The 15,866-nt window shown below is 44.4% G+C and carries 14 protein-coding genes and 1 tRNA gene; 8 read left to right on the top strand and 7 right to left on the bottom strand.

What is annotated here, in order from left to right; translation table 11 throughout:
- The first annotated feature begins 131 nt into the window (after positions 1-131).
- The 4 genes from K5L93_RS06215 to K5L93_RS06200 all read left to right on the top strand — a co-directional run bounded on the left by K5L93_RS06215 (position 132) and on the right by K5L93_RS06200 (position 5,844).
- Positions 132-1,103 carry a MalM family protein gene (locus K5L93_RS06215; RefSeq protein WP_220718938.1) on the top strand — a complete coding sequence of 324 codons (972 nt, stop codon included), beginning with the start codon at positions 132-134 and terminating at the stop codon, positions 1,101-1,103.
- A gap of 392 nt (positions 1,104-1,495) precedes the next feature.
- Complete coding sequence (locus K5L93_RS06210; RefSeq protein ID WP_220718937.1) at positions 1,496-2,848, top strand: carbohydrate porin; 1,353 nt, start codon at positions 1,496-1,498, stop codon at positions 2,846-2,848.
- A gap of 326 nt (positions 2,849-3,174) precedes the next feature.
- Entirely contained in the window at positions 3,175-5,196 is a 2,022-nt protein-coding gene (locus tag K5L93_RS06205; protein ID WP_220718936.1) for a methyl-accepting chemotaxis protein, read from the top strand.
- Between the two features lie 102 nt (positions 5,197-5,298).
- A complete protein-coding gene (locus K5L93_RS06200; RefSeq protein WP_220718935.1) occupies positions 5,299-5,844 on the top strand; it encodes a hypothetical protein in 546 nt (181 codons plus the stop codon).
- A gap of 278 nt (positions 5,845-6,122) precedes the next feature.
- On the opposite strand, the gene K5L93_RS06195 is transcribed toward K5L93_RS06200, so the two are convergent.
- The 5 genes from K5L93_RS06195 to rpsU form a co-directional block, all read right to left on the bottom strand.
- Positions 6,123-6,199 (bottom strand) — tRNA-Ile (locus tag K5L93_RS06195).
- 111 nt (positions 6,200-6,310) lie between these two features.
- Positions 6,311-8,134 (bottom strand): RNA polymerase sigma factor RpoD, encoded by a 1,824-nt coding sequence (gene rpoD, locus K5L93_RS06190; protein WP_220718934.1) that lies wholly within the window; start codon positions 8,132-8,134, stop codon positions 6,311-6,313.
- Between the two features lie 147 nt (positions 8,135-8,281).
- Positions 8,282-10,042 (bottom strand): DNA primase, encoded by a 1,761-nt coding sequence (dnaG, locus tag K5L93_RS06185; protein WP_220718933.1) that lies wholly within the window; start codon positions 10,040-10,042, stop codon positions 8,282-8,284.
- An 87-nt stretch (positions 10,043-10,129) separates the two neighbouring features.
- Positions 10,130-10,573: a GatB/YqeY domain-containing protein gene (locus K5L93_RS06180; RefSeq protein WP_016403354.1), complete on the bottom strand. Its 444-nt coding sequence runs from the start codon at positions 10,571-10,573 to the stop codon at positions 10,130-10,132.
- A 16-nt stretch (positions 10,574-10,589) separates the two neighbouring features.
- Positions 10,590-10,805, bottom strand: a complete 216-nt coding sequence (gene rpsU, locus K5L93_RS06175) for a 30S ribosomal protein S21 (protein WP_016403353.1) — start codon at positions 10,803-10,805, stop codon at positions 10,590-10,592.
- Between the two features lie 221 nt (positions 10,806-11,026).
- Between rpsU and tsaD the strand changes: the two genes are divergently transcribed.
- The gene (gene tsaD, locus K5L93_RS06170; RefSeq protein WP_220718932.1) at positions 11,027-12,049 is read left to right on the top strand and encodes a tRNA (adenosine(37)-N6)-threonylcarbamoyltransferase complex transferase subunit TsaD; all 1,023 of its coding nucleotides are present in this window, start codon (positions 11,027-11,029) and stop codon (positions 12,047-12,049) included.
- 32 nt (positions 12,050-12,081) lie between these two features.
- Here the strand turns inward: tsaD and plsY are convergent, their stop codons facing one another.
- On the bottom strand, positions 12,082-12,675 hold the full coding sequence (plsY, locus tag K5L93_RS06165; RefSeq protein ID WP_220718931.1) for a glycerol-3-phosphate 1-O-acyltransferase PlsY: 594 nt from the start codon (positions 12,673-12,675) through the stop codon (positions 12,082-12,084).
- 123 nt (positions 12,676-12,798) lie between these two features.
- Between plsY and folB the strand changes: the two genes are divergently transcribed.
- The 3 genes from folB to K5L93_RS06150 are packed head-to-tail and all read left to right on the top strand — an operon-like array spanning position 12,799 to position 14,477.
- Positions 12,799-13,164: a dihydroneopterin aldolase gene (gene folB / locus K5L93_RS06160; protein ID WP_016403350.1), complete on the top strand. Its 366-nt coding sequence runs from the start codon at positions 12,799-12,801 to the stop codon at positions 13,162-13,164.
- Entirely contained in the window at positions 13,164-13,652 is a 489-nt protein-coding gene (gene folK, locus K5L93_RS06155; RefSeq protein WP_016403349.1) for a 2-amino-4-hydroxy-6-hydroxymethyldihydropteridine diphosphokinase, read from the top strand. The genes folB and folK overlap by 1 nt, the downstream gene beginning before the upstream one ends.
- A 24-nt stretch (positions 13,653-13,676) precedes the next feature.
- Positions 13,677-14,477, top strand: a complete 801-nt coding sequence (locus K5L93_RS06150) for an undecaprenyl-diphosphate phosphatase (RefSeq protein WP_220718930.1) — start codon at positions 13,677-13,679, stop codon at positions 14,475-14,477.
- An 89-nt stretch (positions 14,478-14,566) separates the two neighbouring features.
- Here K5L93_RS06150 and K5L93_RS06145 read toward each other — a convergent pair whose 3' ends face one another.
- Positions 14,567-15,808 carry a multifunctional CCA addition/repair protein gene (locus K5L93_RS06145; protein WP_220718929.1) on the bottom strand — a complete coding sequence of 414 codons (1,242 nt, stop codon included), beginning with the start codon at positions 15,806-15,808 and terminating at the stop codon, positions 14,567-14,569.
- Between the last annotated feature and the right edge of the window lie 58 nt (positions 15,809-15,866).

Genomic DNA, 15,866 nt, shown 5'->3' with positions numbered 1-15,866 from the left:
GTCTGTCGGTGTTTTTACAAGGAAATGCCAAGCAGAACACATTTATAAATGCTATGTGATAAGGGCTGTAAGGCTCGTAAGGCAGGTAGCACTAGGCGTGGTGCGCATTGCTAGACATAAAGGGAAATGTTATGAAAACAATTTTGGCCGCAAGTATAGTGTTAGCCTTGACCGCCTGTAGTAATAACCAAAGTATGATTGTTGACTACGGAACCGACGATACCAAAGATATTCAAAAAATTGCGCCAGAAGAAGGTTATGCCGCCTTACAGCAGGCAACAATATGCTGTAATTCTTTAAAGCAGCTTGATTACCAGTTAGTGACCGCGCCAGGCAAGTTAGACTTTACTATTACCACCAGCGACCCAGTTTTTAACTTTAGTTCTGGCCGTTCCTTTGTGAAGGCTTTTGAACTCCCTAATGCTGAAGGTGCGACTAATATTGATGTATCGGCACCGATAGTAAATAGTGTGTTTGTACCATCGATTTTAGTGCTAGATGAAGATCATCAACCATTGCAGTTATTCGACGACAATACGATTAACTACGATCCCAGCTCGATTGTTAGCGTAGATCGTTATTACGGCAACATACTGCTGCCAAGCCATTACGGAGACCAGCAAAGAGCAAAATACTTATTGGTATTTACAACTGCTGAGGCAATGCAGCAGCAAACTAAGTTGAACCCACCAGACAGTAAGGCCGCAGAAACTGGCAGGGTAGATGTAAATATGAAAATTTATATGAACAAGCCAATACCTCATACTGCCATTGGCGCAGCTCGTCTTGCTTTCGATTATGTGCCGGCAGAGCAGAAAAGTGCAGACGCGCTTGCTGCAGCAGCAGTAGTGGGCACCAGCACTAGCGCAGTAAAGGTTGAAGCTAGTCAATCTAGCGTAGATAGTATTTCTGCCAATTCGGCTGTAAGCAATGCTCAACTCTCTAACATTGAGCCAGAAGTAGCAGCCATGTTTGAGCAACTTATTCAGCAAGCAGTTGCCAATGGGAACTATGACAAAGCCTTAAAAATTGTTAAAGACGCTGAGCAAGCTGGCTTAGTAAATGCCAATGAGGTTTTTGTTAAAGCTATAAAAGCACAGTAAAGCTTAGTTATACCCTTCCTCACACTTTAATTAACTGCAGCCGTTAGTGAGTTAGAGTGTGAGTTTGATAGCAAATTCTTAGTTTTTCTCCGATAAATTTAATGCGCCTTCATTTAAATATCTGATTTTATTAATTTAATTTTCAGATTACACAAATAGAAAGCGCTTTCTTTTTGTGTGGGGGAGGTCACATTATGTTATTTCCTAAATATTTATACTAAAAATGAAAGTTTTTTAATGTGTTTTTACTAGTCTTTGCCTCATTAAGCCACTTGCGGCTGTTTTGTGAGCTTTGCGCATTAGAGATTTTCATTTTTTTAGCCAAGAAAAGAAAGCGCTTACTTTTTGATGGTTGTTTTATATGGAAAATACTGACTTTTAATGGAGTTAAAATGAAATTGTCTAAACTATCGCTCGCTTGCATAGCAGCAGTGTCTAGCTTGTCTCTCTCTGGTGGTGCTTATGCGTCTGCCGAAGGTTTTGAGTTTCATGGTTACTTTCGTGCAGGGCTATTAACCAGTGCTGAAAATGATTTTAAAAAATCTAATTTTGCTGGCCAAAAAGAAACCTTAGGCCGCTTAGGTTTAGAGGCGGATAATGACGCTAGCCTTAACTTTGCTAATACCTGGGTGTTTGATGATGGCCGAGCGGTTAGTGTAAATGTTGGTCTAGGCGATTATGGCCAGGAAAGCTCGTTAAGCGCCAGCGCTGACGCCTTCCAAATGGGTTTTGGCCAGTTATTCGTAGAGTTTGATGGCGTATCTTCAAGTGGCGTATTCTGGGGTGGGAAAAGAGAGTACGGTAAAGATAACTACATTTTTATGACCGACTTTTTCTACAGTGATATGTCGGGTACTGGTTTAGGTGTTTACGGTTATGAAGTAGGAGATGCTCTATTAGATTTTGCTTATATTGCGAGTGACCGCGTAGACCCAGAGATTGATCGTTGGGCCACAGATAATGCAGGTAACCTAGATAACCTAAATAATATCATGCATGCCTTTCAGTTTGCGGTGACTTACGGAGCTTTAGAGTTGTCCGCGATGTATAAGACTATGCCTGATAACTGGGATTACGATGGTAAGGAATGGGCCGAAACGGGCTATGACTTAACCGCAATTTACACCCTTAATAGTTTTTTTGGCATTCCTGGTAATGGTTTCTCTAAGATTATTGCTCAAGCCGGTAGAGGTTTAGGCTCGGGCAACTTACTGGCAGGTACTATTACCGATTATAATGCTTACCACCCTGGTTCGCAGTTCCAAGGTGAACACCCAGATTGGAGCTGGAGCACAGCTTCGCGTGGCGGCGATGCTACTCGCTTGCTCACCATGGTGGACAAGAAAGATACGTCTGCACGCTTATTATTGTGGGGCGGTTACACACTAGATAATGGCATTGGCTTTTTCCCTTCTATTCAAGGTCAATACAACGACCATCACGAAAATGACCTAGGTAGTTACGACTACTGGATTTCTGCGATGGTTCGCCCAACCTTCCCTGTAAGCGACCATTTTTACGTACAAGGTGAATTAGGGTATGTGCACAACAACTGGAGTGGTGTTACGTCTAACCAGTCTAAAATTACCGTTGCGCCAACCTTTATCTTACCTACCGGTATGGGGCCTGCACCAGAAATTCGTTTGTTAGCCACCTACTTACCTAAGTCGTGGACCCACACTAACGAATCTGGTGACTTAGATAGTGATTTTATTTTGGGCTTCCAAGCAGACGTTTGGTGGTAAGCCCTTTAGAGCCTCTAGTTGCTAGAGGCTCTAACTAGTTCTTAACGTTTCCTTTCGTTCTTTACCTTTTTATTGGGGTAGGCGAGGCAACAACGCGGTTTACTAGGCAGTAAGCAATAGATAGCTGAACAAGAGCTGGCTTGCCTAAATAACCACTAATACTGTTTGTGTAGGATTGTATTTAGTCGCGTTTTTGTTTCGTCCTTTTTTTAGCGACTTGCCAACTTAGGAGTCAGATCATGGTCTTGATAGGAGTATTCATATTACTGGTAATTAGTTATGTCGTGGTTGTGGATATTGTCAATATAGTAAACTCTCGGTGATGTATGATTAGATTGTTCTCAAATAAAAAAGCCCGCAGTACTTCTTTGGTAAGACGAATGTACTTAGGCTTTGCAGTAATGGTGTCGCTATTTATTGTTACTGTGGTTTTAATGCTAAATGGCACTAGTCGGGTTCACCAGCAACTGCTGATGGTTAACTCCGATGCTCTTCCTTTAGTCACCTATTCCAACCTCACCAGCGTAAATTTGCTGATTGCCGATAAAACCTTTAAAGATTTTCTTACCACAGAAAACAATGCCAAACAGCAAGAGTTTGCCGACAAATTCGAGCAAGACCATCATGCTTTTTTAGCGGCACTGGCACAGCTTAAACAAGCCACACCTCAAGGTTCTTCACTAACTGAGCAACTGTTTGCATTAGAAGAGCTTGAGCAGCGCTATTTTGCCGAATCAAAACTGGCCATGGCCAACTACCGTAATCAGCTTAATGCTCAAAGCGAGCGAAGAATAACCGCCCGCCGCTTTCAGCAACTGCAAACCGAATTGCGTTTAGGTATGAGTGAATTTGTAAATAGCCAAGATGACCTAGCCGTAAAACTGATGGCTAAAAGCTATTTTGAAAAACTACAACAAACCGAAACTATTACTTCAGATGCCTTGGCCAGTGATGATGTGAAAGCCATCGCCGAGGCAATAAAAAACAATAAACGAAGTGTTACCCAGCTAAATTTTGCTTATCAAGGTTTAGTTACCCAATTACCAGAGTTAAGCCAACACTTTGACCAAGCGACTAAGCAATTTATTCAAGATGTTGGCAAAAAGGGCGGGGTATTAGATTTACATCACCGCTCGGTTAAATCACGCAACTTACTGTATCAAAATATTGCAGTGCTGGCCGAAGAAGTGGATAGCGCTCTAGCTATTTTAGGCGAGTTTAGACAAGCGGCTAATGTTCTAAAAGATAGCGCCATTGATAGCGCCGAAACTATCTACCATGACAGTTACCAACATGCTTTTGTTATTGGTGGCGTGGTGAGTGCCTTCTTACTATTTTTGGCGTGGATCCTCTCTCGTAACGTGCGCAAACCACTAGCCAGCATGCTGCAAACTTTAGAAGCGCTTACCGCTGGTGATATGCGCCAGCGCGTGGACAACCATAGCTTTATCGAATTTGAGCAATTGGGCGCACACATTAATACCTTAGCGAGTCACTTGCAGAGCATTTTGCAAAAGCTTGGAGTCACTTCGACGAACTTGGCCGAGGTGTCTGCGCAAAACCAGTCTGCTATGTCGGAATCAAGTGTTCGTCTTGGCGAGCAGCGCCATCAAACTGCCACTGTTGCGACCGCCATGACCGAAATGGAGCACTCAGTTAAAGATGTAGAGGCAAGTGCGAGAAGCTCGATGCAAAAGGTGGGCGATGTAGAGTCAGCAGTGCGCACCGGTAGTTTAGTAATGAGCAACAACACCGCCACTATTAATACCCTATCTGGTCAACTTAATGAGTCGGTAGACGCAGTGTCGGCTGTGCAACAAATGAGTGTAGATATTGGTTCTATTCTCGACGTAATTCAGCAAATAGCTATGCAAACCAACTTATTAGCGCTAAATGCTGCCATTGAAGCTGCCAGGGCCGGTGAGCAAGGGCGCGGGTTCTCGGTTGTGGCCGACGAAGTGAGAGTGTTGGCAAAACGCACCACTGATGCAACCAGCGAAATAGAAGAAATGATCCAAGCTTTACAAGATAAATCTCAAGATGCCAATGCCGTTATTCAACGCTGTGTGAGTGAAATGCAAAACAGCGTGGAGCATTCAGAGCAAGCCAATAAAGCCATGAATGATATTCAAACTAGCATCGCCGAAATTAGCCAAATGAGCTACCAAATTGCTCATGCTGCTGAAGAGCAAACGACTACCGCCAATATGATTGCTCGTAGCTTGGAGGATATAAACAATGTTGCCGACTCCAATACTCACTCAATGAAGCTTGTAGCCAAAGTGAGTAATAAGCTCGACGAATTAGCTCATCAGCAAAATGAGTTGGTATTGGGTTTTAAAGTGTAACTAGCGTCAGATAAGCACACGGATGTGCTGCGTTAAATAAAGCAAGGCTCAGTTTAACTTCGCTTTTTTAGCGGTAATTAGTAGCTATTAGGGAGAACCATCATGTATTTAGTTAGTTGTAAAAGAGAGCTGATTTGGAGAACTGTTTTTTGCGTAGGCTTATTTGCTTTGTTGGTATCCCCAAAATTATTTGCTTACAACAGTTTCCGCGTTAAAACCCAACCAAGTGAAATAATAAGTAACAATGCCCAAATTAGCTATAAAGAGCTGTTCACTAGTGCGGGAGTGCTTAAATCGAACATTCATGGCTTAGTCGGTTTGGTTAAGCACTACGGCATATTCAAACTTAGTTGTGCTGCCGACGGAGGGGTAAGGGTTGATCACAATATCTTAAGTGCCCAACATAAAACCTTGTACCTCGATGGTAAAGCTTTTGTGGCGGATTTAAGCTACGGCTTGCCTGAGCCAGTTATTGCCAATTTAAAAGTCGCTAATTCTGTTAGCTTTGCTCAAGAGATCACCAATACAGCGGGAGAGATTATTCCAGCTAATCAGGCTATTTCACTAGTCGGGTTTGAGGCATCCTATTATCGGGTAAGTTATTTGTGCAATGAGCAACAAAAAGTGACGGCAGCGCTACGTTTATAAATGTTGCTTAATGATAAGCAATAAGTTGTCGAGGCTGTAACTGTTATTTTAACCTTCGGGAACATGAGCTGGATAATTGCCAGTAGCCCCCAAATGAGTATTTCCTCAAGTGTTGCTATAAATTAAGCAATGTTAAGTTTTGCCCATAAGTGACAATACTTCGCCAATAAAGCGTGGGATGCCAAGGGTATATGGACACCCCTCACGACCGAGTTGATTAGGCAATAGAATAGCAATGAAAAGGCGTAGCGGTTACTAACCTTCTACGCCTTTGTATATGGTGGCCCTTCACAGACTTGAACTGTGGACCTAACGATTATGAGTCGTGTGCTCTAACCAGCTGAGCTAAAGGGCCAAATTGGGTGTTGCGAGCTTAGCTCAAACAACGAGGCTGGATTATAAAAAATCATTGTAGCCTTGTCTATGCGTTTGAAACTAAGCGCTTATTTATTCACCGTTTAGCGGCTTATTCGTCTAAGAAACTGCGAAGTTGCTCTGAACGAGAAGGGTGACGAAGCTTGCGTAGTGCTTTTGCTTCAATTTGACGAATACGCTCACGGGTTACGTCAAACTGTTTACCTACTTCTTCTAGCGTGTGGTCGGTGTTCATACCAATACCAAAACGCATGCGTAGTACTTTGGCTTCACGTGGGGTTAGGCCTGCGAGAACTTCTTGAGTGGCAAACTTGAGGTTTTCACCTGTTGCAGCATCTACTGGCATCGACAGGGTAGTATCCTCAATAAAGTCACCTAAGTGCGAATCTTCATCATCACCAATTGGTGTTTCCATGGAGATTGGCTCTTTAGCAATTTTAAGTACCTTACGGATCTTGTCTTCTGGCATTAACATGCGCTCTGCCAATTCTTCTGGGGTAGGCTCGCGACCCATTTCTTGAAGCATTTGACGGCTAATGCGGTTTAGCTTGTTAATGGTTTCGATCATGTGAACAGGGATACGAATAGTACGTGCCTGGTCCGCAATAGAACGAGTAATAGCCTGACGGATCCACCAAGTCGCGTAAGTAGAGAATTTGTAACCACGACGGTATTCAAATTTATCTACAGCCTTCATTAGGCCAATGTTACCTTCTTGGATTAGGTCTAAGAACTGTAAACCACGATTGGTGTATTTCTTCGCAATAGAAATTACCAAACGTAGGTTAGCTTCAACCATTTCTTTCTTCGCACGGCGAGCTTTTGCTTCACCAATGCTCATACGACGGTTGATGTCTTTAATATTGTTAATGGTTAAGCCGGTTTCTTCTTCAACACTTTTTAGTTTGAAGATACAACGGCGCACTTCTTCGTCTACTTCCATTAACGCTGGGGCGTAATCTTTAGCAGAGGTTTTGTGCTCGTTAAACCATTCTTCACTGGTTTCGTCTTTAGAGAAGGCTTTAACAAATGCTTGTTTTGGCATTTTACCTTGTTCTACACACAGCTTAAGAATTAGCCGTTCTTGAGTGCGTACTCGTTCCATCATGGTGCGCATGCTGGCTACTAGCTTGTCGAACAATTTTGGTACTAGGCGGAAAGTATGGAAAATTTCGCTTAGTTCAAAAATTTCTTTAGTAGCACGGGCAGACATACGGCCGTGTTTTTCGATAGCGGCATGCGTTTTTTCGTATTGCTCGCGTAAGGCATCGAAGCGCTCTTTTACCACTTCTGGATCAAGACCGGTGTCTTCTTCTTCCTCGTCTTCATCTTCATCTTCGTCATCAAGATCTTTTTCTTCAAGCTCTGAGCCGATGTGCGTGGCAGTTGGTGCGGCTTCGGCTACTTCGTCTTCGTCGATGAAGCTGTTTACAATATCGCCAATTTTTAGCTCTTCTGCTTGGTACTGGTCGTACATTTCAAGCAAGATAGAGATGGTTTCTGGATACTCAGAAACACTACGTTGAACTTCGTTAATACCTTCTTCAATGCGCTTGGCAATGTCGATCTCGCCTTCGCGGGTAAGTAGTTCAACGGTGCCCATTTCACGCATGTACATGCGCACTGGGTCGGTGGTGCGGCCTAATTCTGATTCTACCGTAGCAAGTGCTTGGGCGGCCGCTTCGGCGGCGTCTTCGTCGGTAGTATTTTCGGCCAACAATAAGTCATCGGCATCGGGTGCATTTTCGTGTACCTGAATACCCATGTCGTTGATCATTTGAATGATATCTTCAACTTGATCGGAATCTACGATATCAGCAGGTAAATGGTCGTTTACCTCTGCATAAGTTAAGTAGCCTTGCTCTTTACCTTTTGCGAGAAGGAGTTTGAGTTGAGACTGTGGGGTTTGTTCCATAGATGTCATCCGAAGTAGATTAAGCTAGCAAAACCATAAACGTAAGCGCTGCAAGCGCAAACGAAGAATTATATCAAGTATGGGTTAAAATTTCTATATCAAGGGCATTTAACCAAAAACTTTTTGTTTATTCCTTAAACAGGCCACTTAAGGCTTTAATTCCACTACCAATTGCTGCATTTCATATTTCTCTTCTGTGCTAAGTGAGCCTTTCAGTGATTTAACATTGAGTTGCTCGTAACGCTGTAATAGTAGTTGCTCCACAAAGCTGGCAATAATATCTTTCAGCTCGTCTGGGTAGCCTGACTCGTCAATTTCTAAATTGTAGCCTGCTAAAGCGCTAAGGTGCTTTTGTTCAGGCTTTTCGCGCCAGCGTTCAATCAGCTGGCCGGTGGTAATCTCGGGTTTGTTATGTATTTCACTAATTAGTGCCAATAACAGCGGCATCCCTTTAATGCTAACTTGCTCAAGTTGCTCTGAAGGCGGTAATTCATTGGCAATTTCAGGGCGTTGCAAAATCATTGCTATCGCTTTGCGCATAGGCGTGAGCTTGAGAGCGGCCGCTTGCTTGCTTTGAGGCTTGGGCTCGCTTTGGGCAAAAAATTTATTTAGGCGATTACTGTCCCAGCGTAACCATTTGGCTAATTCTCCCTTGAGCATTTCGCGGTAAAATTCAGCTTGAACTGGCTTAATTAGCTCTGAAGCACGCGCCGCTAAGTGGCTTTTGCCCGCGTCGGTAGTGACATCTATTTCTTGGCTAAGACGCTCAAATAAGAATTGCGATAACGGCATGGCGTTGCGCATGCGTTGTTCAAAGCCGTCTTTTCCTTCTTGGCGAACCAAAGTATCTGGATCTTCGCCATCGGGTAAAAACATAAACTTAAGCTCTACGTTATCGCGCAAATGCGGTAGGGCATTTTCTAAGGCGCGCCATGCTGCGTCGCGGCCTGCACGGTCACCATCGTAGCAACAGATAATTTGGTTGCTGGTTCTAAATAGCGTTTGTAGGTGCTCTGGAGTGGTCGAAGTCCCTAGTGAGGCAACCGCGTAGTCAATCTCAAATTGGGCTAAAGACACCACATCCATATAGCCTTCTACCACCAGTATTTGTGGTATTTGCTTATGCGCTTGGCGCACTTCGTAAAGGCCGTAGAGCTCGCGCCCTTTATGGAATACGCTGGTCTCTGGTGAGTTTAGATACTTTGGAGTACCGTCGCCAAACACACGCCCGCCAAAGCCAATATAGCGGCCACGTTTATCACGAATTGGAAACATCACTCTATCGCGAAAACGGTCGTAGCGGCGGCCTTTGTCGTTTTCTATCGATAATCCGGCATCGACAAGTTGTTGGCTGGCCTGCATAGAGCCACCAAGGGCTTTGCCTAGCGCATCCCACTCATCTGGCGCATAACCAATGGAGAAGCGTTGTACTACCTCGCCACTTAAGCCACGGCCTTTTAGGTAGTCGATAACCTGTTGTTTGTTAGGGTTAGTACGTAGTTGCTGCTGAAAAAAGCGGCTGGCGTGGCCAATCAGTTCATATAAGTCTTTACTGGCTTGGCGTTGTTGTTGGCTTTTTTCTTTATCAAATTTACTGTTGTTGCTGTTTTCTCGCTCTACTTCTACACCCATTTGGCTGGCTAAGTCTTCAATGGCATCTACAAACTCCAGTTTGTCGTATTCCATTAAAAAGCTGATGGCATTGCCGTGGGCACCACAACCAAAGCAGTGATAAAACTGTTTGTCTTGGCTTACGGTAAAAGAGGGGGATTTTTCATTATGAAAAGGACAGCACGCTGAGTAGTTTTTGCCGGCTTTTTTTAAACGCACACGTTGGTCGATAAGGCTTACGATATCGGTACGAGCCAATAAATCATCGATAAACTGTTGCGGTATTCTTCCAGCCATTCACTACCATCTTCAGCGAAAATTAAAAACAAACAAGCCGTGAACTCAATGAGAACACGGCTTGTTCGAGTATTCTAAGGGACGAGCTTAGGCTAGTTTACTGCGGACAGCGGCGCTAATAGCACCCATGTCTGCACGGCCTTGTACCTGAGGTTTCAGGATGCCCATCACTTTACCCATATCTTGCATTCCAGCAGCGCCTGTTTGAGCAATAGCAGCTTCGATTAACGAGGCTACTTCTTGTTCGCTAAGCGCTTGAGGAAGGAACGCTTCCAAGATTTCAATCTCGGCAAGTTCTTTATCAGCTAAGTCTTGACGCTCGGCAGCTGTAAATTGTTCAGCTGCGTCTTTACGCTGTTTTACTTGTTTAACAATGATGCTCAGGATCTGGTCATCATCTAAAGTAATGCGCTCGTCAATTTCTACCTGTTTAACAGCCGCAAGCAACATACGCAGTGTGCCAAGACGAAACTTGTCTTTGGCACGCATTGCTGCTTTTTGCTCATCTTGTAAGGTTGCTTTTAATGACATAGGTTATTAACAGCGCTTAGTACAAGCGAACGCGACGTGCGTTTTCACGAGCCAATTTCTTAGCGTGACGTTTAACAGCAGACGCTTTAGCACGTTTACGAGCTGTAGTTGGTTTTTCATAAAACTCGCGACGGCGAACTTCAGAAAGAATACCTGCTTTCTCGCAAGAGCGCTTGAAACGACGTAGAGCTACGTCAAATGGTTCGTTTTCACGTACTTTAACGATTGGCATATGCCTATCACCTTCCGGTTTATTAACGGCCGAACAAAAATCAGCCTGAGTGTTTAAAAATGGTGCGGAATTTTAAGCCGAACTAGGGGGTAATGTAAAGCCTATTTGTAATCCTCTGGTGAAATAAGCCGCTAGCAAGTAATATAGCTGCGATTTTAAGCGGGCTTAAGCATTAAAAACACCTATTTTTAAGCCAGTAACTAAGCAGGAAAAGCAAGATTATGCGTGTACTAGGTATTGAAACGTCGTGTGATGAAACAGGCGTGGCCATTTATGATGACCAACAAGGTTTATTGGCCGACGTTCTTTACAGCCAGGTTAAATTACATGCCGATTATGGCGGAGTTGTGCCAGAGTTGGCCTCGCGCGACCATATTCGTAAAACCATTCCTCTTATAAAAGAAGCGATGGAGAATGCCAACTGCACGGCAGATGACATTGATGCAGTAACTTACACCGCAGGCCCAGGTTTAGTAGGCGCCTTATTGGTTGGCTCGCTCACAGCACGCAGTATTGCGATGGCGTGGAACAAACCTGCCGTGCCGGTTCACCATATGGAAGGCCACTTATTAGCCCCAATGCTAGAAGACAACCCTCCAGAGTTTCCTTTTTTAGCCTTGTTAGTGTCTGGTGGCCATACTCTATTAGTAGAAGTAGACGGCATTGGTGAATATCAAATTCTCGGTGAATCTATTGATGATGCAGCCGGTGAAGCCTTTGATAAAACTGCCAAGCTATTAGGTTTAGATTACCCAGGTGGCCCAGCTTTAAGCCGCTTGGCCGAAAAGGGAACACCAGGCCGCTTTACTTTCCCTAGGCCAATGACTGATCGCCCCGGCTTAGATATGAGCTTTTCCGGCCTTAAAACCTTTGCTAAAAACACCATTGATGCCGAAGGTAAAGATGAACAAACCCAAGCCGATATTGCCTTAGCATTTCAACAAGCCTTGGTTGAAACCTTAATCATTAAGTGTCGTCGCGCCTTAAAGCAAACTGGCTTAAAACGCTTAGTGATTGCCGGTGGCGTAAGCGCCAATAAATCATTGCGTGAGCAGCTCGGTGAGTTACTAGAATCACGTGGGGGTAAGGTGTATTACCCGCGACCAGCATTTTGTACCGACAATGGCGCTATGATTGCCTACGCAGGTATGCAGCGATTTAAAGCGGGGCAAACCGAAGGTTTATCAGTAAAAGCGATGCCTCGTTGGCCGCTTGATGAGTTACCGCCCGCTAAAGTGATTTAGATGTTAAAAGAGCGCCTTAAATAGGCGCTCTTTTATTGGTCTTTATTGACTACTTTGCTTTCGGTGTGATTGCGCAGGCGAGTAATGTTGCCTTGGTGGCGAATAATAATAAGGCAGGCTAGCATCGCAACGGGGAGCGTGTATTCAGGTTTTATTAGCCAAGTGTATAAAGGCGCTAAACTCACACTCACAATAGCAGCTAACGATGAATAGCCGCGCAGTTTTAAGGTAATAATCCAAGTTACTATCAGTAAAGCCGCTAAGTCTAAGCCAATTGGCAGCACGCCACCTAAGGCCGTTGCAACACCTTTGCCACCTTCAAAATGAAAGAAGATGGGGTACATGTGGCCTAAGCATGCAGCTATACCTACAAATCCTAATACTACTGGTGCTAGCCCTGCGTAATAACCCAGCCAAACCGGCACCATGCCTTTTAGTAGATCACACACGAGTACTAATACTGCAGGAGTTTTGCCGCCGATGCGGTAAACGTTGGTGGCGCCTGGGTTGTTTGAGCCGTGTTGGCGAGGGTCGGGTAAGCGATAAATTCGACATATTAGTACGGCACTGGATATAGAACCCAGCAAATAAGCTGCCGTAATAAAAAATAAACCGAGTAAACCCATTAGCTTAGAAGCATTCCACCAATTGTCGAATTGCGGTATTATCGCGCTCTCTCAAAGGTCAAATCATACGCTGTTTTTTTAGCTAAGGCTAATAAGCACGTTTGCAGCACAGCAGCCAGAACTATGGATAAAGTATTTATTAAAGATCTCACCGTATTAGCCACCATCGGTGCTTACGAGTGGGAAAAAGAGATTAAGCAAAAGTTGCTTATCGATTTAGAAATGGCGTGGGATAACAAACCTGCCGCCCAAAATGATGATTTATCGCTAGCGCTCGACTACGCCTCGGTGAGTCAAGCGGTAAGTGATCTTGTTACCGGGCAAGCCCACGAGTTAGTTGAAACCGTGGCCGAAAAAGTGGCGAGCTTAGTGATTCAGCAGTTTTCTGTGCCGTGGCTTAAGGTCACTATCAATAAACCCGGAGCCGTTCCATTTGCTAGCAACGTGGGTGTGCAGATTGAACGTGAGCAAAAGGATTACGCTTCGTAATGGCCGATATTTTTGTAGGCATTGGCAGTAATATAGAACGTGAGCAATACATCCAACAAGGTGTGGCTGCATTACGCGCACAATTTGGCGAGTTAACTTTAAGCCCAGTTTATGAAAGCCCAGCCTTGGGTTTTGATGGGCCCGAGTTCTACAATTTGGTGGCTAAATTTACTAGCCCTTTATCCTTACAAGCAGTGTTTGAAGCGATTAAACGGATTGAATTTGAACACGGGCGGGCAATGGATGCGCAAAAGTACTCGTCACGCACCTTAGATATCGATATTCTTTTATATAACCACTTAGTGGTAGATTCACCCTGTGTATTACCCAGAGCCGAGATAAGTAAAAGTGCTTTTGTATTAAAGCCGCTGGCAGATATTGCTGGCGAGTTGGTACATCCAACACTTCATCAAACTTACACGCAACTATGGCAAGATTTTGATCATAGTAGCCAAGTGCTCACTCTTGTAGAGAGTTTCAACTTTTAATTTTTTAGCAGCAAGGAACCAAGAATGAGTACATTTGAGACCATTTTTTTGGCTATGATCCAAGGCTTGACCGAGTTTTTACCTATTTCCAGTTCTGCCCATTTAATTTTGCCCTCGCAGATTTTTGGTTGGGATGATCAGGGGATTGCCTTTGATGTAGCGGTGCACGTAGGTAGTTTGTTTGCCGTATTGGGTTACTTTAGAAAAGAAGTATGGGCCATGCTTAAGGCGTGGTTAAGCTCGTTTACTGGTAACCGCAGCCCCGAAGCTGTGCTTGCTTGGTTAATTATCTTAGCCACTATTCCTGCGGTACTGTTTGGCGGCTTGTTTAAATCGTTGATTGAAGAGTACTTGCGCTCTGCGTATGTGATTGCAACTACCACCATCGTATTTGGTGCTTTGTTATGGTGGGCCGATTCGCAAGCGAAGCTCGTGCACGATGAGTATAAAATTGGTTGGAAACAGGCCCTGTTTGTGGGTGTTGCACAAGCGATAGCGATTATTCCAGGTACTTCGCGTAGTGGTATAACAATTACTGCTGGCTTAATGTTGGGTTTAACCCGTGAAGCCGCGGCGCGCTTTTCATTTTTAATGTCTATTCCGGTAATTGTTGGCGCTTGTGTTCTTATGGGCAAAGACATGGCTGATAATCCGGTGGATATTGATTGGTCGGCTATGTCGCTGGGTATATTGGTGTCGTTTATCAGTGCCTATTCTTGTATTCACTTATTTATTAAGTGGGTTAACAAGGTGGGTATGAAGCCGTTTGTTATCTACCGCATGCTACTGGGTATTACTTTGTTTGCCTTTTTAGCCTTAAGTTAAACGACCTTTAGTTCGAACCAAAAAAGCACGTCAATCGGCGTGCTTTTTTATTGTAATGAACTGCTTGGCTTGGTTACTGTTTGATTAGCTTATTGCTCAAGATGCTGTAAATAACGCTGTTTTTCTTGCTTAATCAGCTTAAGCCGCGCTAGGTGCACCTGTTCACGAATTGCCTCACCTTTATAACCTTGTTGCACAATGGCTTGAATATTCACGCTGTTGGCTACCTCGAGTTGCGATAGCAAATAGTTGTAAGCAGGGTAATCGTTTTGTTCAAAGCCTAAACGACCACGAATATCGGCCACGCCAGCTTCTAATATTTGGGTAAAACGCTCTGGCTTGCGCCAAGCATCGCAGCGGTTAAACAGCTTTAATATAGTTTCGGGACGAAGTTCCAAAGCGCTGTGAATGGTAATGTGGTGCTCAGCGACAAGTAGCGCTAAATCTCGGTACTCGTTAGGTACTTTAATGCGTTGGCAAAAGGCTTTAATTAACTTTACCCCCTTAGGCCCGTGGCCTGGATGAGAGGGCAGCTTTTCTTCAGGGGTTAAGGCTTTGCCAAAGTCGTGGCACAAGGCTGCAAAGCGCACTAGGTCGCTATAGCCATGTTTAGCACTTTGCTCTATTACCATTAAAGTGTGAATACCGGTGTCTATTTCTGGGTGCCATTTGGGACTGGCTGGTACTCCAAATAAGTCATCCAATTCTGGTATTAAGGCCGCCAGTGCGTTCGCTTCTCGCAATACTGCAAAAAATACTTGTGGTGATTGGCTGCCAAGCGCCTTTTCTAGTTCTCGCCAAATACGCTCTGGGGTTAAGCTGGCTAATTCGCCCGAGTGAGCAATTTCTTGCATTAACTCGATGGTTTCATCGGCAACTTTAAATCCTAGGTGATGGAAACGCGCGGCAAAGCGGGCCACTCGTAATACTCGCAGTGGATCTTCTACAAAGGCGGGCGATACATGGCGTAGTAGCTTTGCGTCTAAGTCGCGTTGGCCACCGTAAGGGTCAATTAGCTCACCATTTTCTGCTCGGGCAATGGCATTTACGGTAAGGTCGCGGCGTAAGAGATCGTCTTCTAAGCGAATATCATCGGAAAAATCACAACTAAAGCCAGTGTAACCTGTGCCTTGTTTACGCTCGGTGCGCGCCAATGCATATTCTTCTTGGCTGTGAGGATGCAAAAATACCGGGAAATCTTTACCTACTTGGCTGTAGCCAAGTTTCAGCATTTGTTCGGGAGTGGCGCCAACCACAACGTGATCGCGGTCTTTTACCTGTAAACCTAGTAGTTGATCTCTTACTGCTCCGCCGACTAAATAGGTTTCCACTTATCACTCCTCGTTAACTAATATCCACAAACGCCTCGCGTGGGGGTATTATACACCT

Origin of the sequence: Agarivorans litoreus (genome assembly GCF_019649015.1) — a bacterium.
GTDB lineage: Bacteria > Pseudomonadota > Gammaproteobacteria > Enterobacterales > Celerinatantimonadaceae > Agarivorans > Agarivorans litoreus.
The sequence above is the reverse complement of the archived record's forward strand: the minus strand, read 5'-3'. Positions and strand labels throughout refer to the sequence as shown.

Coding starts and splice junctions, on each gene's coding strand:
- K5L93_RS06215 (WP_220718938.1), top strand. CDS start 132: ATGAAAACAATTTTGGCCGCAAGTATAGTGTTAGCCTTGACCGCCTGT.
- K5L93_RS06210 (WP_220718937.1), top strand. CDS start 1,496: ATGAAATTGTCTAAACTATCGCTCGCTTGCATAGCAGCAGTGTCTAGC.
- K5L93_RS06205 (WP_220718936.1), top strand. CDS start 3,175: ATGATTAGATTGTTCTCAAATAAAAAAGCCCGCAGTACTTCTTTGGTA.
- K5L93_RS06200 (WP_220718935.1), top strand. CDS start 5,299: ATGTATTTAGTTAGTTGTAAAAGAGAGCTGATTTGGAGAACTGTTTTT.
- rpoD (WP_220718934.1), bottom strand. CDS start 8,134: ATGGAACAAACCCCACAGTCTCAACTCAAACTCCTTCTCGCAAAAGGT.
- dnaG (WP_220718933.1), bottom strand. CDS start 10,042: ATGGCTGGAAGAATACCGCAACAGTTTATCGATGATTTATTGGCTCGT.
- K5L93_RS06180 (WP_016403354.1), bottom strand. CDS start 10,573: ATGTCATTAAAAGCAACCTTACAAGATGAGCAAAAAGCAGCAATGCGT.
- rpsU (WP_016403353.1), bottom strand. CDS start 10,805: ATGCCAATCGTTAAAGTACGTGAAAACGAACCATTTGACGTAGCTCTA.
- tsaD (WP_220718932.1), top strand. CDS start 11,027: ATGCGTGTACTAGGTATTGAAACGTCGTGTGATGAAACAGGCGTGGCC.
- plsY (WP_220718931.1), bottom strand. CDS start 12,675: ATGGGTTTACTCGGTTTATTTTTTATTACGGCAGCTTATTTGCTGGGT.
- folB (WP_016403350.1), top strand. CDS start 12,799: ATGGATAAAGTATTTATTAAAGATCTCACCGTATTAGCCACCATCGGT.
- folK (WP_016403349.1), top strand. CDS start 13,164: ATGGCCGATATTTTTGTAGGCATTGGCAGTAATATAGAACGTGAGCAA.
- K5L93_RS06150 (WP_220718930.1), top strand. CDS start 13,677: ATGAGTACATTTGAGACCATTTTTTTGGCTATGATCCAAGGCTTGACC.